Origin of the sequence: Dokdonella sp. (genome assembly GCF_035511235.1) — a bacterium.
Lineage (GTDB): Bacteria > Pseudomonadota > Gammaproteobacteria > Xanthomonadales > Rhodanobacteraceae > Dokdonella.
Window position 1 is genome coordinate 1 of the sequence record NZ_DATKFQ010000007.1, and the last position, 16,986, is coordinate 16,986.

At 72.0% G+C, this 16,986-nt stretch carries 20 protein-coding genes; 10 read left to right on the forward strand and 10 right to left on the reverse strand.

From position 1 onward, the window contains the following. Positions 1–242 precede the first annotated feature (242 nt). The 3 genes from VMR06_RS03615 to VMR06_RS03625 form a co-directional block, all read right to left on the reverse strand. Positions 243–1,418, reverse strand: coding sequence for a vWA domain-containing protein (locus VMR06_RS03615; protein WP_325373090.1), 1,176 nt, complete (start codon positions 1,416–1,418; stop codon positions 243–245). Positions 1,419–1,462: 44 nt separating this feature from the next. Continuing rightward, positions 1,463–2,311: a MoxR family ATPase gene (locus VMR06_RS03620; protein ID WP_325373092.1), complete on the reverse strand. Its 849-nt coding sequence runs from the start codon at positions 2,309–2,311 to the stop codon at positions 1,463–1,465. A gap of 72 nt (positions 2,312–2,383) precedes the next feature. Next, a complete protein-coding gene (locus VMR06_RS03625; protein ID WP_325373094.1) occupies positions 2,384–4,768 on the reverse strand; it encodes a serine/threonine-protein kinase in 2,385 nt (794 codons plus the stop codon). A gap of 174 nt (positions 4,769–4,942) precedes the next feature. On the opposite strand from VMR06_RS03625, the gene VMR06_RS03630 reads away from it, so the two are divergent. Continuing rightward, on the forward strand, positions 4,943–5,503 hold the full coding sequence (locus tag VMR06_RS03630; protein WP_325373096.1) for a sigma-70 family RNA polymerase sigma factor: 561 nt from the start codon (positions 4,943–4,945) through the stop codon (positions 5,501–5,503). 87 nt (positions 5,504–5,590) lie between these two features. On the opposite strand, the gene VMR06_RS03635 is transcribed toward VMR06_RS03630, so the two are convergent. The 3 genes from VMR06_RS03635 to VMR06_RS03645 all read right to left on the reverse strand — a co-directional run bounded on the left by VMR06_RS03635 (position 5,591) and on the right by VMR06_RS03645 (position 7,657). After that, positions 5,591–5,779 (reverse strand): CPXCG motif-containing cysteine-rich protein, encoded by a 189-nt coding sequence (locus VMR06_RS03635; RefSeq protein WP_325373098.1) that lies wholly within the window; start codon positions 5,777–5,779, stop codon positions 5,591–5,593. Then, entirely contained in the window at positions 5,772–6,950 is a 1,179-nt protein-coding gene (gene hemW / locus VMR06_RS03640; protein WP_325373100.1) for a radical SAM family heme chaperone HemW, read from the reverse strand. Before hemW ends, VMR06_RS03635 begins: the two co-directional genes overlap by 8 nt. An 83-nt stretch (positions 6,951–7,033) precedes the next feature. Further along, on the reverse strand, positions 7,034–7,657 hold the full coding sequence (locus tag VMR06_RS03645; protein WP_325373102.1) for a hypothetical protein: 624 nt from the start codon (positions 7,655–7,657) through the stop codon (positions 7,034–7,036). 119 nt (positions 7,658–7,776) lie between these two features. Between VMR06_RS03645 and VMR06_RS03650 the strand changes: the two genes are divergently transcribed. Both VMR06_RS03650 and VMR06_RS03655 read left to right on the forward strand, forming a co-directional pair. After that, a complete protein-coding gene (locus VMR06_RS03650; RefSeq protein WP_325373104.1) occupies positions 7,777–8,886 on the forward strand; it encodes a glycosyltransferase in 1,110 nt (369 codons plus the stop codon). A gap of 101 nt (positions 8,887–8,987) precedes the next feature. Beyond that, positions 8,988–10,208: a hypothetical protein gene (locus tag VMR06_RS03655; RefSeq protein ID WP_325373106.1), complete on the forward strand. Its 1,221-nt coding sequence runs from the start codon at positions 8,988–8,990 to the stop codon at positions 10,206–10,208. 69 nt (positions 10,209–10,277) lie between these two features. On the opposite strand, the gene rdgB is transcribed toward VMR06_RS03655, so the two are convergent. Together rdgB and rph are read right to left on the reverse strand one after the other, a co-directional pair. Then, a complete protein-coding gene (rdgB, locus tag VMR06_RS03660; protein ID WP_325373108.1) occupies positions 10,278–10,880 on the reverse strand; it encodes an RdgB/HAM1 family non-canonical purine NTP pyrophosphatase in 603 nt (200 codons plus the stop codon). Then, entirely contained in the window at positions 10,877–11,608 is a 732-nt protein-coding gene (gene rph / locus VMR06_RS03665) for a ribonuclease PH (RefSeq protein ID WP_325373110.1), read from the reverse strand. The genes rdgB and rph overlap by 4 nt, the downstream gene beginning before the upstream one ends. 67 nt (positions 11,609–11,675) lie before the next feature. On the opposite strand from rph, the gene VMR06_RS03670 reads away from it, so the two are divergent. The 7 genes from VMR06_RS03670 to VMR06_RS03700 all read left to right on the forward strand — a co-directional run bounded on the left by VMR06_RS03670 (position 11,676) and on the right by VMR06_RS03700 (position 16,327). Further along, positions 11,676–12,536 (forward strand): YicC/YloC family endoribonuclease, encoded by an 861-nt coding sequence (locus VMR06_RS03670; RefSeq protein ID WP_325373112.1) that lies wholly within the window; start codon positions 11,676–11,678, stop codon positions 12,534–12,536. A gap of 4 nt (positions 12,537–12,540) precedes the next feature. Beyond that, the gene (gmk, locus tag VMR06_RS03675; protein ID WP_325373115.1) at positions 12,541–13,158 is read left to right on the forward strand and encodes a guanylate kinase; all 618 of its coding nucleotides are present in this window, start codon (positions 12,541–12,543) and stop codon (positions 13,156–13,158) included. Positions 13,159–13,231: 73 nt separating this feature from the next. Then, a complete protein-coding gene (locus tag VMR06_RS03680) occupies positions 13,232–14,062 on the forward strand; it encodes an ABC transporter ATP-binding protein (protein ID WP_325373117.1) in 831 nt (276 codons plus the stop codon). After that, positions 14,059–14,829, forward strand: a complete 771-nt coding sequence (gene mlaE / locus VMR06_RS03685; RefSeq protein WP_325373119.1) for a lipid asymmetry maintenance ABC transporter permease subunit MlaE — start codon at positions 14,059–14,061, stop codon at positions 14,827–14,829. The genes VMR06_RS03680 and mlaE overlap by 4 nt, the downstream gene beginning before the upstream one ends. A 13-nt stretch (positions 14,830–14,842) precedes the next feature. Next, complete coding sequence (gene mlaD / locus VMR06_RS03690) at positions 14,843–15,343, forward strand: outer membrane lipid asymmetry maintenance protein MlaD (RefSeq protein WP_325373121.1); 501 nt, start codon at positions 14,843–14,845, stop codon at positions 15,341–15,343. A gap of 37 nt (positions 15,344–15,380) precedes the next feature. Next, positions 15,381–16,028: an MlaC/ttg2D family ABC transporter substrate-binding protein gene (locus tag VMR06_RS03695; protein WP_414648057.1), complete on the forward strand. Its 648-nt coding sequence runs from the start codon at positions 15,381–15,383 to the stop codon at positions 16,026–16,028. Next, on the forward strand, positions 16,028–16,327 hold the full coding sequence (locus VMR06_RS03700) for an STAS domain-containing protein (RefSeq protein ID WP_325373123.1): 300 nt from the start codon (positions 16,028–16,030) through the stop codon (positions 16,325–16,327). Before VMR06_RS03695 ends, VMR06_RS03700 begins: the two co-directional genes overlap by 1 nt. 185 nt (positions 16,328–16,512) lie before the next feature. Here VMR06_RS03700 and VMR06_RS03705 read toward each other — a convergent pair whose 3' ends face one another. Both VMR06_RS03705 and VMR06_RS03710 read right to left on the reverse strand, forming a co-directional pair. Next, entirely contained in the window at positions 16,513–16,809 is a 297-nt protein-coding gene (locus VMR06_RS03705) for a type II toxin-antitoxin system YhaV family toxin (RefSeq protein ID WP_325373125.1), read from the reverse strand. 47 nt (positions 16,810–16,856) lie between these two features. Next, the coding region (locus VMR06_RS03710) for a transposase (protein ID WP_325373129.1) at positions 16,857–16,986 on the reverse strand (130 nt) is incomplete at its 5' end.

Consider the following 16,986-nt stretch of genomic DNA (forward strand, 5'->3'; position numbering starts at 1 on the left):
CAGGCCGAAGAGCTGCCCCGTGTCTGAGCGCCAGCGAGTTGGGGCAGCGTGCCTGGGCGACCGAGAAGCGCAGGGAACCGGCGCGGCGCAGCCGCGCCGGCTCGCGTCAGCGCAGACGGTTTTGGTGACTTTTGACAAGACAAAAGTCACCCGCTCGCGGAGCGAGCGGAAGCTCTTGCTCTCCGCCTTGACTTCGATGCGGCGTCCTCAAGGATGGATAAAAGCCAAAAGCGCTCCCGCGCTCAGCGCGCCAGAAACGCCATCGCCTCCGCCAGGCCGTCGGTCGTCAGCGGATACATGCGCCGCTCGACCAGCTCATGCACCAGCGCAGTCGACGCCGCGTAGTGCCAGTGCGAGGCCGGCGTCGGATTGATCCAGACCAGCTTCGGGAAATGCGCCCTGAGCCGGCCGAACCAGACCGCACCGGCTTCCTCGTTCCAGTACTCGACGCTGCCGCCGGGCTCGGTGATCTCGTACGGCCCCATCGCCGCGTCCCCGACGAAGACCACGCGGTGATCGGCGCCGTAGCGGCGCAGCAGGTCCTGCGTCGGCGTGCGCTGCGAGTCGCGGCGGCGGTTGTCGGTCCAGACGTGGTCGTAGACGAAATTGTGGAAGTAGTAGTGCTCCAGGCGCTTGAACTCGGACCGTGCCGCACCGAACAGCGCCTCGCAGGCCGCGACGTGCTCGTCCATCGATCCGCCGATGTCGAGGAACAGCAGCAGCTTGACCGCGTTGCGGCGCTCGGGCCGCAGCCGCACGTCGAGCAGGCCGCCCTCGCGCGCGGTCGCGGCGACCGTCGCGTCGAGATCGAGCTCCTCGGCCGCGCCTTCGCGCGCGAACCGGCGCAGGCGGCGCAAGGCCAGCTTGAGATTGCGCGGCCCGAGCTCGGCGTCGCCGTCGAGGTTGCGATAGCTGCGCCGCTCCCAGACCTTGGCCGCCATGCGGCCGCCGCCGGCCGGACCGAGCCGGATGCCGCCCGGACGATGGCCGGCCGCGCCGAACGGACTGGTGCCGCCGGTGCCGATCCAGCGGTTGCCGCCGCTGTGGCGTTCGGTCTGCTCGGCCAGGCGCCGGCGGAACGCCTCGATCAGCGCGTCGAGGCCGCCGAGCGCCTCGACGCGGGCCTTCTCCTCGTCGCTGAACTCACGCGCGAATTGCGTGCGCAGCCAGTCCTCGGGCACCTGTGCGAGTGTCTCCGGCGCGATCGACTGCGCGGCCGCGAGATACGCGCCGAACGCACGATCGAAGCGGTCGTAGTGGCGCTCGTCCTTGACCAGGATCGCGCGCGCCAGCGCGTGGAAGGCCTCGACGTCGGCGAACGCGAAGCCGGCCTCGAGCGCGGCCATCAGATCGAGCCATTCGCGCAGCGTCACCGGCACGCGCGCCGCGCGCAGCGCCTCGAACAGGCCAATCAGCACGGCCGCCGCACGTCGCCACCGGCCTGCGCGGCGCGGCCCATCGTCTAGCCGCGGCTCTGCCGGCGGTGCATGAAGGCCAGGCGCTCGAGCAGCTGCACGTCCTGCTCGTTCTTGATCAGCGCGCCGTACAGCGGCGGAATCGCCTTGGCCGGATCGCGCTCGCGCAGCGCGGCGGCCGACAGCGAATCGGCCAGCAGCAGCTTGAGCCAGTCGATCAGCTCCGAGGTCGAGGGCTTCTTCCTGAGGCCGGGTACCTCGCGCAGCTCGAAGAACGTCTCGAGCGCGTGGCGGACCAGGTCGGCGGCGATGCCCGGATGGTGCACGGCGACGATGCGCTCCAGCGTCGCGCGGTCCGGAAACGCGATGTAGTGGAAGAAGCAGCGGCGCAGGAACGCGTCGGGCAGCTCCTTCTCGTTGTTCGACGTGATCACGACGACCGGCCGCTGCCGCGCGGCGACGGTCTGGCCGGTCTCGTGCACGTGGAACGTCATGCGGTCCAGTTCCTGCAGCAGATCGTTGGGAAACTCCAGGTCCGCCTTGTCGATCTCGTCGATCAGCAGCACCGCGCGGCGCTCGGCGTCGAACGCGTGCCAGACCGGGCCGCGCCGGATGTAGTGCGCGATGTCGTGCACGCGCGCGTCGCCGAGCTGCGAATCGCGCAGGCGGCCGACCGCGTCGTACTCGTACAGACCGTGCTGCGCCTTAGTGGTCGACTTGACGTGCCAGGCGTACAGCGGCGCATCGAGGCTGCGCGCGATCTCCTCGGCCAGCAGGGTCTTGCCGGTACCGGGCTCGCCCTTGATCAGCAGCGGCCGCTGCAGCGTGATCGCGGCATTGACCGCGAGCTTGAGGTCGGCGGTGGCGACGTAGCGGTCGGAGCCTTCGAAGATCATCGGCGGTCGGCGGCGGACGGAAGCGCCACGATAACCAAAGCCCGCACGCGGCGCACCCGGCGCCGCTCCGCCTCAGCGCGCGGCCGCCGCGCACGGCGCGGCCGTGGACCGGCCCTCGCCGCACAGCTGCGCGATCAGCTCGGCGGCGTAGTCGCGCGTCGAGGCCGGCGCCTGCGCGAGTGCGTCGGGAGGCGTGCGCAGGCGCAGCAGCAGGGCTGCCGCCTCGGTGTCGCGGCCCTGCGCGAGCCGCGTGCCGGCCAGCGCCGCCAGCGCATTGAGCCGGTAGTGGCTGCGGCCGTCCGGATAAAGCCGCTCGGCCATCGCCGCAGCCTCTCCGGCGGCCTCCTCGGCCTGATCGAGCCGGCCGAGCGCGAGCGCCTGCCGCGCCAGGTTCGTCATCGGCACCAGGACCATCTCGTGGTCGCCGCGGAACGCGCGCCGATGCATCGCAACCGCGCGCGCCTGCAGCGCGATCGCGGCCTCGCGGTCACCGCGCACCCAGGCCAGCCGGGCACGATTGTTGAGGATCACCGCCAGATGCGGACTGCCCTCGGGATAAGCGGCTTCGAGCACCGGCTGCGCCTGCCGGTACAGCGCGTCGGCGCGCGCCAGATCGCCGCTGCCGCGCGCGCCGACCGCCTGCGCGAGGTTGGCCAGCGTGCGTGCGCGCTGATCGGCCGAGACCGCGACGAAGCCGCCGGCATCGGCCGCGGCCGCACGCTCCAGATACGCCGCCGCGCGCGCGAAATCCTCGCGCACCAGATGCATCACGCCGACGTCGTTGAGTACGTTGCCGTAGACCGCCTCGCGGGTGCGGCCGCTGTGCTCGAGGCGCGCCAGCGCCTCGTCGAACAGGCGCTGGGCCTCTTCGTAGCGGCCCTGATCCTTGCGCAGGCTGGCCAGCGTCGCCAATGCGGTCACCGTGCGCGGATCGTCGGTGCCGAACAGCGGCTCGGCGTCGGCCAGCGCGCGCTGCAGCTGGAGCTCGGCGGCGTCGAGCCGGCCGGTCGCGAGCATGCTCTCGCCGAGCGCGCTGCGCACGCCGACGGCCAGATCGGGCCGGTCGCCGAAGCGCTCCTCGACCTTGCCGGCCGCGACCGTCAGCGCCTCGCTGAGGCTGATCTCCTCGCCGCTCATGTACGGATTGGAGGTCTTGAGCACGTCGACCAGGAACGCGTTGACGGCCGCGGTGTCGGCGGCCGCGCGATGCGCCTGGGCCGCCTGCCAGATCGCGACGGCACCGGCCGCGAGCACCGCGATCGCGGCCAGCGCGCCGCTGGCGCAGGCCAGCCGGTGGCGTCCGACGAACTTGCCGATGCGATAGCCGAGCGAGTCCGGATGCGCCTGCACCGGCCGGCCGGCCAGATGGCGGCGCAGATCGTCGGCCAGCGCCTGCGCCGAGCCGTAGCGGCGCTCCGGCGCCTTGTGCAGCGCGCGCGCGACGATGCGCTCCAGATCCGCCCCGAACGCCGGCCGCGGCGCGCGCGCGGCATCGGCCGCCTGCGCCGCCGCGCGGGCCTGGCGCAGCGGCACCGGCGCGGTGTCGCAGACGATCCGCTCGATCTCGGCGGGGCTGAGGCCTTCCAGCTGGTACGGCCGCGTGCCGGTCAGCAGCTCGTAGAGGATCACGCCGAGCGAGTAGACGTCCGACGCGGTCGTCGGCGGCTCCAGCCGCAGCTGCTCGGGGCTGGCATAGGCCGGCGTCAATGCGAGCAGGCCGGTGCGCGTCGTCGCGCGCTCGGCGTCGGCGCCGGCGTCGAGCATCCGCGCGATGCCGAAATCGAGCAGGCGCGGCTCGCCGTCGGCACCGACCAGGACGTTGCCGGGCTTGAGGTCGCGATGCACGATCAGGTGCCGGTGCGCGGCCTGCACGCCGTCGCAGACCTTGCAGAACAGTGCCAGGCGCGCCCGCGTGTCGAGGTGCCGGCGCTCGCAGTGCACCAGCAGCGAATCGCCTTCGACGTAGTCCATGACCAGGTACGGCAGGCCGTCGAGGCTGCCGCCGTCGAGGATCCGCGCCACGTTCGGATGATCGACGCGCGCGAGCAGGACGCGCTCGTTCTCGAAGCGCGCGATCAGCTCGCGCCGCCGCTCGCCGGCGAACAGCAGATGATCGGTGCGCACGAACTTGACCGCCACCTGGCGCTGATACGCGCCGTCGGTGCGCTCGGCCAGGAACACCACGCCCATGCCGCCGGCGTCGAGTTCGCGCAGCAGCCGCCACGGCCCGACGCATTCGCCCGGCGCCGGCAGGCCGGCGGCCATCGGCAGCGCGCGGCCGGCCGGCGGATCGAGAAAGCCCTCGTGCGGCGCGGCGCGGCCGAGCAGCACGCGCACGCGCGCCGCGACCGCGGCCGGCAGCGCCTGCGCCTCGAGCCAGGCCAGCCGCCCGGCATCGGGCTGCGCCAGCGCCGCCTCGAGCACGCGCATCGCCTCGACTTCGGTCGTCAGATCCACCTGCCTCCTCCCCGGCCGCAGCGGCTGCGGCAGTGTAGGCGGTTTCGCCGGGGGCGCCAGCCGGGTTGCCGGGCCGCATCGGGCGCGTCGCCGGCTCCTGACCTGATGCCCGACGACACGCCGGCCCGGCCGGCCGGGGCTGGATCGCGCGGCCGGAGGCTCTACACTGGCGCGATGAGCGTGGCGGTGACCCAACTGCTGGTGGACTGGCGCGGCGGCGACACCGGCGCGCGCGACCGGCTGGCCGCGCTGCTGTATCCGGAACTGCACCGCCTCGCCGAGCAGGCATTCCGGCGCGAGCGCGGCGGCCATACGCTGCAGCCGACCGCGCTGGTCAACGAGGCCTGGCTGCGCCTGATCGGCGCGCCGGCGCTGCCCGGCGAGGACCGCGGCCATCTGCTCGCGGTCGCCGCGCGGCTGATGCGCGAGATCCTGATCGACCATGCGCGGCGCCGCAACGCGGCCAAGCGCGACGGCGGCGAGCGCGTCACGCTGAGCGGTCTGGAGCTCGCGGCCGACGAGGCGCTGGATCTGGTCGATCTGGACGAGGCGCTGGTCCGGCTCGAGCGGATCGACCCGGTCAAGGCGCGCATCGTCGAGCTGCGCTATTTCGGCGGCCTCAGCATCGAGGAGACCGGCGAGGTGCTCGAGCAGTCGCCGGCCACCGTCAAGCGGCACTGGCAGGCCGCGCGCATATGGCTGTTCGATGCGCTCGGCGGCGCCGCGCCGGCCTGAGTACCGCCGGCCACCGCGGCCGTCTCGATTCACGCCCCGATCGCCGGCGCGCGCATCGCGGGCCGCCGGCACGACACGCCGCCAGCGTCAGTCGCGATCGGTCGCGGCGTCGACGTCGATCAGGCCGCCGTCCGCGTCGACGCGGATGCGCAGCTCGATCGGCCGGCAGCAGATCGCGCAGTCCTCGACATAGGTCTGCGAGCCGGCCGAGCAGTCGACCGTGGTCTCGAAGCCCTCGCCGCAGTACGGGCAATGGATCAGCACCGCTTCAAGCATGGCGGTCCTCCGGCAGGAACAGCGCGACCAGATCGTTGAGGAAGCGCTGGCCGTCGTCGCTGGCGCGCAGCAGGCCGGGCGCCTGGTCGAGCCAGCCGCGACGCTGCGCGGCCGCCAGCGGCGCGGCGATCGCCGCATCCGGCAGACCGGTGCGCTCGGCGAACGCCGCGGCCGGCACGCCGTCGATCAGGCGCAAGGCGTTCATCGCGTACTCGAACGGCAGATCGGCGGCGCCGATTGTCACGTCCTCGGCGATGCGGCGTGCGCTGCCGGCGTGGGCCAGGTACGCGCGCGGCGTTCGCTGCTTGGCGCGGCGGCGGATCGTACCGGCGGCCGCGTCGGTCAGCTTGCCGTGCGCGCCGGCGCCGATGCCGAGATAGTCGCCGAAGCGCCAGTAGTTGAGATTGTGCGCGGCCTGCCGGCCCGGGCGCGCATAGGCCGAGACCTCGTACTGCGCATAGCCGGCCTCGGCCAGGCGCTGCTGACAGCGCTCCTGCATGTCCCAGGCCGCGTCGCCGTCCGGCAGCGGCGGCGGCCGAGCCGCGAACAGCGTGTTCGGCTCCAGCGTGAGCTGGTAGTGCGACAGATGCGGCGGCGCCAGCGCGATCGCGCGCTCGACGTCGGCCAGCGCGCCGGCCAGGTCCTGCTGCGGCAGCGCGTACATCAGATCGATGTTGAAGTTGTCGATGCCGGCCGCGCGCGCCTGCGCGATCGCCTGCTCGGCCTCGCCGGCCGAATGGATGCGGCCGAGCCGCCCGAGCATCACGTCGTCGAAGCTCTGCACGCCGAAGCTGATGCGGTTGACGCCGGCCGCGCGATAGCCGTCGAAGCGGCCGTGCTCGACCGTGCCCGGGTTGGTCTCGAGCGTGACCTCGGCGCCCGGCGCGACCGGCAGGCGCGCGGCGACGCCGTCGAGGATGCGGCCGATCGCGGCCGGCGCGAACAGGCTCGGCGTGCCGCCGCCGAAGAAGATGCTGGTCAGCGGGCGCCCGGCCGCGGCCGCACCGAAATCGGCCAGATCGCGGTCGAGATCGTCGAGCAGCGCGTCGACGTAGGCCTCCTGCGGGAGGCCGTCGCGCACGGCGTGCGAGTTGAAGTCGCAATACGGACATTTCCGGACGCACCACGGAATGTGCACGTACAGCGACAGCGGCGGCGCGATCAGCGGCATGGCATCGGGCCGGGCCCGCAGCGAGATTAGGAGCGGACCAGATGGGGCCGCGGCGCGGCGGCCGCAACCGCGCGGCGCGACGGTCAGTCGACCGAGAACGACTGCAGGCCGACCGGCAGACTGGTCACGTGAAACAGCAAGGCACCGTCGGTCAGCATGAATTCGCCGTTCAGGGCCGGTGCCGCGCCACTGTAGCTGTAGCTGAAATCGCTCGCGCTGAAGCCGCTCTGCGCCGCGAAGCTCATCAGCGTATAGGTGGCGCCCGCCGTGGGCAGCGTATCGGCATCGTCGAACGCGAACAGGTAGGCGCCGCTGCCGTTGCGCGTCAGCGTGCCCGACAGCGCGGTATGGTCCGAATCGGCGTCGCCGCTGCCGAGACGGTGCCGGACGCCGGCGCCGGGCTGCCAGGTCAGTGCCGCGGCGCTGATCGTGCCGGCGCCCGCTGCCGGACCCGGCGCCAGCGCGCCGCCGGTGCCGAGCACGACCGCACCGAGCACGCTGCCGTCGCCGGCCAGCGTGCCGCCCTCGGCCAGCACGTCGGCGTTGGCGATCGTGGCGGGGACGTAAAGCGTGCCGCCGCCGATGCGCAGCATCGCGGCGGTGCCGGCCTGGGCGGCGCCGGCCGTTGCCGCGAGGAGAACGCCGGCCAGCGCGGCGGCATGCGCCTGCGTCGCGGCGGTACGGAGACGGAGCGGGCGGGTCGGCATCGGGGCGTCCTCGAGTGGCTGCCCGCGCATCATAGCCGCGTCCGGCGACCGCGCGCATGCCTTGCCGGCCCGTACACGTGCTCTTTACGATCGCGCACTGCCTCTCCCAGGACCGACCGATGCCGTTGGCCTTGCCGCGCCTGCCGTTCGCCGGCTCGATCTGCCTGAGCATGATCGTGCGCAACGAAAGCGCGGTCATCGCGCGCTGCATCGAGGCGGTGCGCCCGCTGATCGGCGCCTGGGCGATCGTCGACACCGGATCCGCGGACGGTACGCAGGCCCGCATCGGCGAGCTGCTCGGCGATCTGCCGGGCCGGCTGATCGAGCGGCCCTGGGTCGATTTCGCGACCAATCGCAACCAGGCGCTGGACCTGGCGCGCGACTACGGACAGTACGCGCTGATCGTCGACGCCGACGAGGTGGTCGAGATCGATCCGCAGCACGCCTGGCCGGACACGCTGGACGCGCCGGGCTACTACCTGCGCGTGTACCAGCACGGCGGTACGGTGGAGTATCTGTGCGCCAAGCTGCTGCGGCACGACGCGCGCTGGCGCTGGCACGGCGTGCTGCACGAGTATCCGGCGACCGACCCGATGGCCGCGATCGGCGTGCTCGACGGCATGCGCGTGCGCGCGATACCCGACGGCGCGCGCAGCCGGCGGCCGCAGCACGAGAAGTACGCCGAGGATGCGCGCGTGCTCGAGGCCGCCTTGCGCCGCGAACCGGACAACGCGCGCTACGTCTTCTACTACGCACAGAGCCTGCGCGACGCCGGCCAGCGCGAAGCGGCGCTGGCGGCCTACCGGCGCCGCGCCGGCATGGGCGGCTGGGACGAGGAGGTCTGGTATGCGCGCTACCAGATCGCGGTCCTGCACGAGGCGCTCGGGCACGACGAAGCTGCCGTGATCGACGCCTACCTCGCCGCCTACGACACGCGGCCGACACGCGCCGAGCCGCTGTGCGACCTGGCGCGCTACCTGCGCCTGCGCGGCCGCTACGGCAGCGCCTATCTGCATGCGCGCGCCGCCGCCGGCCATGCACTGCCGGACGACGCGCTGTTCGTCGACCGCGCGGTCTACCAGTGGCGCGCACGCGACGAGCAGGCGGTCAGCGCGTACTACGCCGGCCGCCGCGCCGAGAGCGCGGCACTGTGCCGGGCCCTGCTCGACGATCCGGCGCTGCCGGCGAGCGAGCGGGCGCGCGTGGCGGCCAATGCCGCCTTCGGCTGACGCCGACGTCACAATTGCAGCATTTGCCGCTATCCTGCGCCGATTGCCGCCGAGGGGGCGGCGATCCAACCGGACGGGGAGACAACACGATGCGGACTTCCATGCGATCGGCACGGCAGGCGTTGGCGCTCGCGATCGCCGCGGCGCTGGCCGGACCGGCGGCGGCACAGGGCGACATCGAGGCGCGGCCGCTGCCGAACCAGGGCTTCACGGTCACCGACGACAGCGGCAGCATCGTGCGTCTGCGCGTGGGCGCAGACGGCCAGGTGACGATCCCGTCGCTGCCCGCCTCGCTGCAGCAGGACCAGGTGGTCTGCTTCAACGCGGTAACCGGCCTGCTCGGTCGCTGCACGCCGGGCAGCGGCCCGGTCGGCCCGACCGGCCCCGCCGGACCAGCCGGTCCGACCGGACCCACCGGCGCCTCGGGCGCGCCCGGCGCCACCGGCCCGGCCGGCGCGGCGGGACCAGCCGGCCCCGAAGGGCCTGCCGGCGCGACGGGTCCGGCCGGTGCTTCCGGTGCGCCGGGTCCCGCTGGACCGACCGGCCTGACCGGTCCCGTGGGCCCGGCCGGGCCGGCCGGCGAAGTCGGCCCGACCGGACCGATGGGTGCCACCGGCCCGATCGGCGCCACGGGCCCCTCCGGAACCCCTGGCTCGACCGGCCCGGCCGGACCGATCGGACCGGCCGGACCAATGGGCGCGCCCGGCTCGGAAGGCCCGGCCGGCCCGCCTGGCGTTGCCGGCCCGACCGGACCGATCGGTCCCGCCGGTCCTGCCGGCGCGGTGGGCCCAACCGGGCCGATCGGCGCGGCAGGCGTACCTGGCCCCACCGGTCCCACCGGCCCGGCCGGTGCGCCCGGCGGCGCCCGCTACGGCGTGCGCATCGACGGCACGCTGAGCACCGCGCTGGCGCAGCCGCTGCATCCGATCGGCGTATCCGGCACGGTCAATGCGCAGCTGAGCTTCGTCTCGCAGAACGGCTACTTCGTGTCGCTGCAGGCCGACGGCTACGTATTCGGCAGCTCCGGCGTGTCCTACGACGGCCCCAATTGCACCGGCAACGTCTTCCTCAACTCGATCAACTACCTGCGCGGCTCGGTCTTGAGCGCCGGCGCCAACCGCGCGATCTACTACATCCCGCGCAACGCGACTACCACGACCAACCCGACCCGTGCGAGCCAGTACAACGGCGCGACCTGCAACAACAGCCCGACCAATCCGATGAACGGCGACTACTACCTCGGCCTGCCGAACGCATCGGCGACCACCGGCGTCGGTCTGACCAACGCGCAGTACTCGGTACTCATCGACTACATCCCCTGACGTCCGAGGCGGCATCGCGGCCCGAACCGGGCCGCGATGCGCAGCGGCCGGGGAGGCACTGGCGAGATCTCAGCCGGCCGACCGGCTGTGCTGGATGCGCCGGCGCAGCCCGGCCAGCGCGATGCCGCGATGACTGATCGCGTTCTTGGCCTCGGGTGAGAGCTCGGCGGCACTGAGCCCGCTGCCCGGATCGAGGAAGACCGGGTCGTAGCCATGGCCACCGCTGCCGCGTGGCGCCTCGAGGATCGAGCCGCGCCAGCGTCCCTCGGCGATCAGCGGCGCCGGATCGTCCGGCGCATTGAGCAGCACGATCGTGCAGTGGAAATGCGCGGCACGCCGTTCCGCGCCGACGCCGTGCAGCTCCGCGAGCAGCCGCGCGATGTTGGCGGCGCTGTCGCCGTGGCGGCCGGCGTAGCGCGCCGAGCGCAGGCCCGGCGCGCCGCCCAGCGCATCGACGCACAGCCCCGAATCGTCGGCCAGCGCCGGCAGACCCGACAGGCGCGCCGCATGACGCGCCTTGATCAGCGCGTTCTCGACGAAGGTGGCGCCGGTCTCCTCGGCGTCGTCGATACCGAGCGCGGATTGTGCGACCAGGTCGACGCCGGCATCGGCGAGGATCGCGCGGATCTCCTCGAGCTTGCCGGCGTTCGAGCTGGCCAGGACCAGCCTCACGCGGTCAGTGCCGCCCGCTGCAGCGCGCACAGCGTGTCGACGCCCTGCGCGGCCAGGCCGAGCAGAGTGTCGAGCTCGTCGCGGCGGAACGCGTGGCCTTCGGCGGTGCCCTGCACCTCGATGAAGCCGCCGCCGTCGTTCATGACGACGTTCATGTCGGTATCGCAGGCCGAATCCTCGACATAGTCGAGGTCGAGCATCGGCACGCCCTGCCAGATGCCGACCGAGACCGCGGCGATCGCGCCGTGCACGACCTCGCGCTTGATCAGGCCGCGTGCGCGCAGCCCGTTGACGGCATCGACCAGGGCCACGTAGGCGCCGGTGATCGCCGCCGTGCGCGTGCCGCCGTCGGCCTGCAGCACGTCGCAGTCGAGCGTGATCGTGCGCTCGCCGAGCGCGGCGCGATCGACGCAGGCGCGCAGGCTGCGGCCGATCAGGCGCTGGATCTCCATCGTGCGACCGCCCTGACCGCCGCGCGCGGCCTCGCGCTGCGTGCGCTCCTTGGTCGCGCGCGGCAGCATGCCGTACTCGGCGGTGACCCAGCCTTCGCCCTTGCCGCGCAGGAACGGCGGCACGCGCTCCTCGACGCTGGCCGTGCACAGGACGCGCGTGTCGCCGAACGCGATCAGCACCGAGCCTTCGGCGTGACGGGTGTAGTGGCGTTCGATCGTGACCGCGCGCAACTGATCGGGCGCGCGGCCGCTGGGACGGTTCGGAATCGTGGGCATCGGCGACTTTGGAGAAATGGGCCGCGGAGTTTACCATCGCCTCCCTTTCGCCCCGCCCGGCCCGCCGATGATCCGCAGCATGACCTCCTTCGCCAGCGCCGAGAGCGAAGGCCCCTGGGGCGCCCTGAGCGTCGAGCTGCGCTCGGTCAATCACCGCTATCTCGAGCTCGCGGTACGCCTGCCCGAGGATCTGCGCAGCCTGGAGCCGGCGATCCGCGAGCGCGTCGGCGCCCGGATCGGCCGCGGCAAGGTCGATTTCGGCCTGCGCCATCGCGCCGGCGAGAATGCCGCCGCACTGACGCTGAACGAGGCTGCGGTCGCGCGCCTCGCCGCCGCGCACCGCACGCTCGGCGAGCACTTTCCGGGCCTGCGCGCCGAGTTCGCGGCCGTGCTGGCCTGGCCGGGCGTGCTGGTCGAACAGCGCATCGACCAGGACGGCCTGCGCGAAGCGGCGCTGGGCGTGGTCGATGCCGCGCTCGAGGAATTCGTCGCCGCGCGCGAACGCGAGGGCGCACGGCTGGCCGTGTTCCTGCGCGAGCGGCTGGACGGCATCGAGACCCTGGTCGCCGGCGTGCGCGCGCATCTGCCCGAGGTCCGCGCCGCGCTGCGCGCGCGCTTCGACGCGCGCATCGCCGATCTGAAGCAGCCGCTGGAACCGGGCCGTATCGAGCAGGAGGTCGTGCTGAGCCTGCAGCGCATCGACGTCGACGAGGAACTGGACCGGCTGACCGCGCACATCGCCGAGGCGCGCCGCGTACTCGGTCTGCGCGAGGCGGTCGGCCGCCGCCTGGACTTCCTGATGCAGGAGTTCAACCGCGAGGCCAATACGCTCGGCTCCAAGGCCGCCGATCCGCGCACGACGCAGGCCGCGGTCGAGCTCAAGGTGCTGATCGAGCAGATGCGCGAACAGGTGCAGAACCTGGAGTGATGCGATGACCGGCACGCTCTACGTCGTCGCCGCCGCGTCCGGCTCGGGCAAGACCAGCCTGGTCAAGGCGCTGCTCGAGCGCGAGGCCGATCTGGCGCTGTCGGTGTCCTACACCTCGCGCCCGCCGCGGCCCGGCGAGGTCGACGGCCAGCATTACCACTTCGTCTCGCGTCAGGTGTTCGAGCACATGGCGCAGACCGGCGCGTTCTTCGAGTACGCCGACGTGCACGGCGACTACAAGGGCACCGCACGCGCGGTGATCGAGCCGCTGCTGGCGCAGGGCCGCGACGTGCTGCTCGAGATCGACTGGCAGGGCGCGCAGCAGGTACGCCGGCTGTGGCCGGACACGCTCAGCATCTTCATCCTGCCGCCGTCGCGCGCCGAGCTGGAGCGGCGCCTGCGCCATCGTGCCTCGGACAGCGCCGAGCAGATCACGCGCCGCCTGGCCGACTCGCGCACCGAGATCGCGCACGCGGCGGAATTCGACTTCATCGTCGTCAACGACGACTTCGCGCAGGCGGTATCGGACCTGCGCGCGATCTTCGCCTGCCGCCGCCTGCGCCGCGACGCGCAGCTGCAGCGCCACGCGACCCTGCTCGACGACCTGCTCAAGCCGGACTGACGCCGGCGTTTGATACGATGGCGCGATCGCGGCTCCTCCGGGCCGCGCGCCCCGCCCCCACTGCCGGCCCCGCATGCCCGAACTCGCCCCCGCCGACGACAGCACCCTGATCCGCATCCGCGGCCTGAAGACCGTGCTGAACGGCAAGACGATCTTCGACGGCGTCGATCTCGACATCCCGCGCGGCAGGGTCACCGCGGTGATGGGCCCGAGCGGCACCGGCAAGACCACGCTGATGCGGCACATCACCGGCCAGCTGGCGCCGGATGCCGGCTCGGTCGTCGTCGACGGCCAGGACGTGCCGCGGCTGTCGCGCGGCGACCTGTTCCGGCTGCGCGAGAAGATCGGCTACCTGTTCCAGAACTCGGCGCTGCTGACCGACTTCTCGGTATTCGAGAACGTCGCGTTTCCGCTGCGCCAGCACCTGCGCCTGCCCGAGGAGCTGATCCGCAACATCGTGCTGACCAAGCTGCAGGCCGTGGGCCTGCGCGGCGCCGCCGAGCTGATGCCGAGCGAGCTCTCCGGCGGCATGGCGCGCCGCGTCGCGCTGGCGCGCGCGATCGTGCGCGACCCGATGCTGGTCATCTACGACGAGCCGTTCGTCGGCCTCGACCCGATCGCGCTGAACCAGGTCGTCAAGCTGATCCGCATGCTCAACGACACGCTCGGGCTGACCGGCATCCTGGTCGCGCACGAGTTCTCTGCCGTCAAGCGCGTCGCCGATCAGGTCTACCTGATCGCGGCCGGCAAGATCGCCGCACAGGGCACGCCGGACGAACTGGCCGCCGGTGCATCGCCGTGGACGCGCCAGTTCTTCGGCGGCGAGGCCGACGGCCCGGTGCCGTTCCACTATCCCGCGCGCGACTACGCGCTCGATCTCGGCTTCCCGGAGGCCCGCGCATGACGCCGGCAGGCAAACCCCGCAACGCGCTGGCCGGTGGCATCGCGCAGATCGGCGCGTGCGGCCTGTTCCTGCTGTCGATCCTGGCCGCGGTGCCGGCCAGCCTGCGCCACGTCCGCGAGACGGTGCGCCAGGTCTGGTTCGTCGGCGCGATGAGCCTGACGATCATCATGACCTGCGGCCTGTTCGTCGGCATGGTGCTGGGTCTGCAGCTGTACTACGTGCTGTCGATCTTCGGCGGCACCGCCGCGCTCGGCACGGTGGTCTCGCTGGCGCTGTACCGCGAGCTCGGGCCGGTCGTCACCGCGCTGCTGTTCGCCGGCCGCGCCGGCACCTCGATCACTGCCGAGATCGGCCTGATGCGCGCGACCGACCAGCTCTCGGCGATGGAGATGATGGCAGTCGATCCGCTCGCCTACGTCGTCACGCCGCGCTTCCTGGCCGGCGTCATCGCGATGCCGCTGCTGGCCTGCGTGTTCAACGCGCTCGGCATCTTCGGCGCGCACCTGGTCGGCGTCAGCTGGCTTGGCCTCGACAACGGCACGTTCTGGTCGAACATGACCTCCAGCGTCGACGTCTGGAAGGACGTGATCAACGGCCTCTGGAAGAGCCTGGCGTTCGGCGCGGTGATCACGCTGATCGCGACGTTCCAGGGCTACACCACACCGCCGACCAGCGAAGGCGTCGCCTATGCGACGACGCGCACGGTGGTGTTCTCGTCGATCGTCGTACTGGCGCTCGATTTCGTGATGACCGCTTTCCTGATGTGACCGGAGCCCCCTCGTGAGCCAGAAGCATTCCTACCAGTTCGGCACGGGCCTGTTCATCGTGCTCGGCTTCGCGGCGCTGGCCTGGCTGGCGACGCAGACCACCAGCGTCGCCAACTACCGGCAGGGCGACAGCTACACGCTCAACGCCCGTTTCAGCAACGTCGGCCAGCTCAAGCTCGGCGCGCCGGTCAAGGTCGCCGGCGTGCGGATCGGCTCGGTCCGCGCGATCGAGGTCGACCCGGCCAAGCTCGACGCCAAGGTGCAGCTGTCGATCGCCAAGCGCTACGCCGAGCTGCCCGACGACTCGGCGGCCGCGATATTCACCAGCGGTTTATTGGGCGATCAGTACGTTGCGATCCAGCCCGGCGGCTCGCCCGACGCGCTCAAGGACGGCGACGAGTTCGTGCTGACGCAGTCCTCGGTGCAGCTGGAGGACCTGATCGGCAAGTTCCTCGCCGCCGGCGGTCCCGAGAAGCCGGCCGAGTCGACGCCGCCGGCCGCGCCCACCCCCTGATCTTCACCTTTCGCGGAGAACGCTTCCTATGATGCGCATGCTCGGATCGATCCTGTCGGCGGCCGTACTCGCGGTGGCGCTCGGCTTCGCCTCGCCCGCCCTGCACGCCGATCCGGCCACGCCCGAGCAGGTCGTGCAGTCGATCGCCGAGAACCTCGACAAGGCCGTCAGCGGCCACCAGGCCGAGCTGCGCGGCGACCGCGACAAGCTGATCGACCTCATCGACGACATCTTCCTGCCGCATTTCGACATCGACTACGCCTCGATCCTGGTGCTCGGCCAGAACGCGCGCAGCGCCTCGCCCGAGCAGCGCTCGCGCTTCGCCAAGGCGTTCTACAAGTCGATCGCGCACCGCTACGCCGAGGGCCTGCTCAACTACACGCGCGGCCGCGTGCGCGTGCTGCCGTTCAAGGGCGACCTCAACGACAAGCGCACGATCGTGCGCACCCAGGTCGTGCTCGACGACGGCAAGCTGCTCGCGGTCGACTACGCGTTCCGCAAGACCCGCGACGGCGACTGGAAGGCCTACGACGTCATCATCGAAGGCATCTCCTACATCACCAACTACCGCAACCAGGTCACCGCCGAGATCGCCAAGACCAGCCTCGACGCGCTGATCCAGCGCCTGGAGACCCAGGGCGAGAAGGCGCTGGAATCGATGGAAGCGACGCAGAAGGGCAGCTGATGGCCGCCTTCGCGATCGAACGCGGTCCCGACGGCCGCCTGCGGCCGAGCGGCCGCATCGACTACGCCAACGCGCCGCAGGCGCTCGCCGACGGCGAGCGCCTCGCGCCGTCCGGCGCCGATGCGACCGTCGACCTCGCCGCGCTCGAATCGAGCGACACCGTCACGCTCGGCGTGCTGATCGCCTGGGCCGCCCGCGCCGCGCACCGCGGCGTCAGGCTGCGCTACGTGAACTTCTCCGAAGACCTCGCCGCGCTCGCCCAGCTGTGCGACGCGGAGCCGCTGCTGCGGGCGGCGTAGGCGCGAGCAGGAGCTGTCGGCGGCCGCCGCGCTTCCGAAAGGATCGAGCCGCTGCTCGTTCGGCGCGTGCAGCACCGGACCGGTTCTGTGTGAAGCTCCTGCCCTTGCCGAACGCGGAACACCGTTCGCTGCTCGAACCGAACGCATCTCTCGACGATCGATCGCGACACGACCGTGATGCGCCGTCACGGCGACGAAGGCGCCCCCGGGCATCGGCCGGCGGACACCTCGTCATCTGCAGTCCAAGCCGGCTGCTCCCGGATGCGCCCGTCCTGTCGGCTCGCGCCGATCCATGCGTCCCCATCGCCGGGTGGATGGCCGCGTCCGAGCCTCTTCCCGAAGACCGCGCATGGATCGGGCCGGCTGCCTGACGAACGCAGCGCCGTTTCATCGTTGACCCAGGCGTACACACCTGGACGCTGCGTTTCGAGACGGACGCATGCGAGCGCCGCCGCAGCGCGAGAATCGACGCGTCGCGCCACTCAGCCGCGCACCTCTCCGTCCTGGAAGTGGAAGCAAAAAAAAAGGTTCATCGCGGATTACCGGGGAAGGCGGCGCGGATCTTGAGGAAGAAGTAGGCCTCGTCCCGGTAGCCGTATGCGCGGCGCTTGATGACCTTGATGGTGTTGTTGATACCTTCCACGACGCTGGTGTTGAGA

What these genes read in the sequence shown, in the direction of transcription:
- VMR06_RS03645 (WP_325373102.1), bottom strand. Translation starts at nt 7,657, where the DNA reads ATGCCGACCCGCCCGCTCCGTCTCCGTACCGCCGCGACGCAGGCGCAT.
- VMR06_RS03670 (WP_325373112.1), top strand. Translation starts at nt 11,676, where the DNA reads ATGATCCGCAGCATGACCTCCTTCGCCAGCGCCGAGAGCGAAGGCCCC.
- VMR06_RS03635 (WP_325373098.1), bottom strand. Translation starts at nt 5,779, where the DNA reads ATGCTTGAAGCGGTGCTGATCCATTGCCCGTACTGCGGCGAGGGCTTC.
- VMR06_RS03620 (WP_325373092.1), bottom strand. Translation starts at nt 2,311, where the DNA reads ATGATCTTCGAAGGCTCCGACCGCTACGTCGCCACCGCCGACCTCAAG.
- rph (WP_325373110.1), bottom strand. Translation starts at nt 11,608, where the DNA reads ATGCCCACGATTCCGAACCGTCCCAGCGGCCGCGCGCCCGATCAGTTG.
- VMR06_RS03695 (WP_414648057.1), top strand. Translation starts at nt 15,381, where the DNA reads ATGCTCGGATCGATCCTGTCGGCGGCCGTACTCGCGGTGGCGCTCGGC.
- hemW (WP_325373100.1), bottom strand. Translation starts at nt 6,950, where the DNA reads ATGCCGCTGATCGCGCCGCCGCTGTCGCTGTACGTGCACATTCCGTGG.
- gmk (WP_325373115.1), top strand. Translation starts at nt 12,541, where the DNA reads ATGACCGGCACGCTCTACGTCGTCGCCGCCGCGTCCGGCTCGGGCAAG.
- VMR06_RS03650 (WP_325373104.1), top strand. Translation starts at nt 7,777, where the DNA reads ATGCCGTTGGCCTTGCCGCGCCTGCCGTTCGCCGGCTCGATCTGCCTG.
- mlaE (WP_325373119.1), top strand. Translation starts at nt 14,059, where the DNA reads ATGACGCCGGCAGGCAAACCCCGCAACGCGCTGGCCGGTGGCATCGCG.
- VMR06_RS03630 (WP_325373096.1), top strand. Translation starts at nt 4,943, where the DNA reads ATGAGCGTGGCGGTGACCCAACTGCTGGTGGACTGGCGCGGCGGCGAC.
- VMR06_RS03680 (WP_325373117.1), top strand. Translation starts at nt 13,232, where the DNA reads ATGCCCGAACTCGCCCCCGCCGACGACAGCACCCTGATCCGCATCCGC.
- VMR06_RS03700 (WP_325373123.1), top strand. Translation starts at nt 16,028, where the DNA reads ATGGCCGCCTTCGCGATCGAACGCGGTCCCGACGGCCGCCTGCGGCCG.
- VMR06_RS03655 (WP_325373106.1), top strand. Translation starts at nt 8,988, where the DNA reads ATGCGATCGGCACGGCAGGCGTTGGCGCTCGCGATCGCCGCGGCGCTG.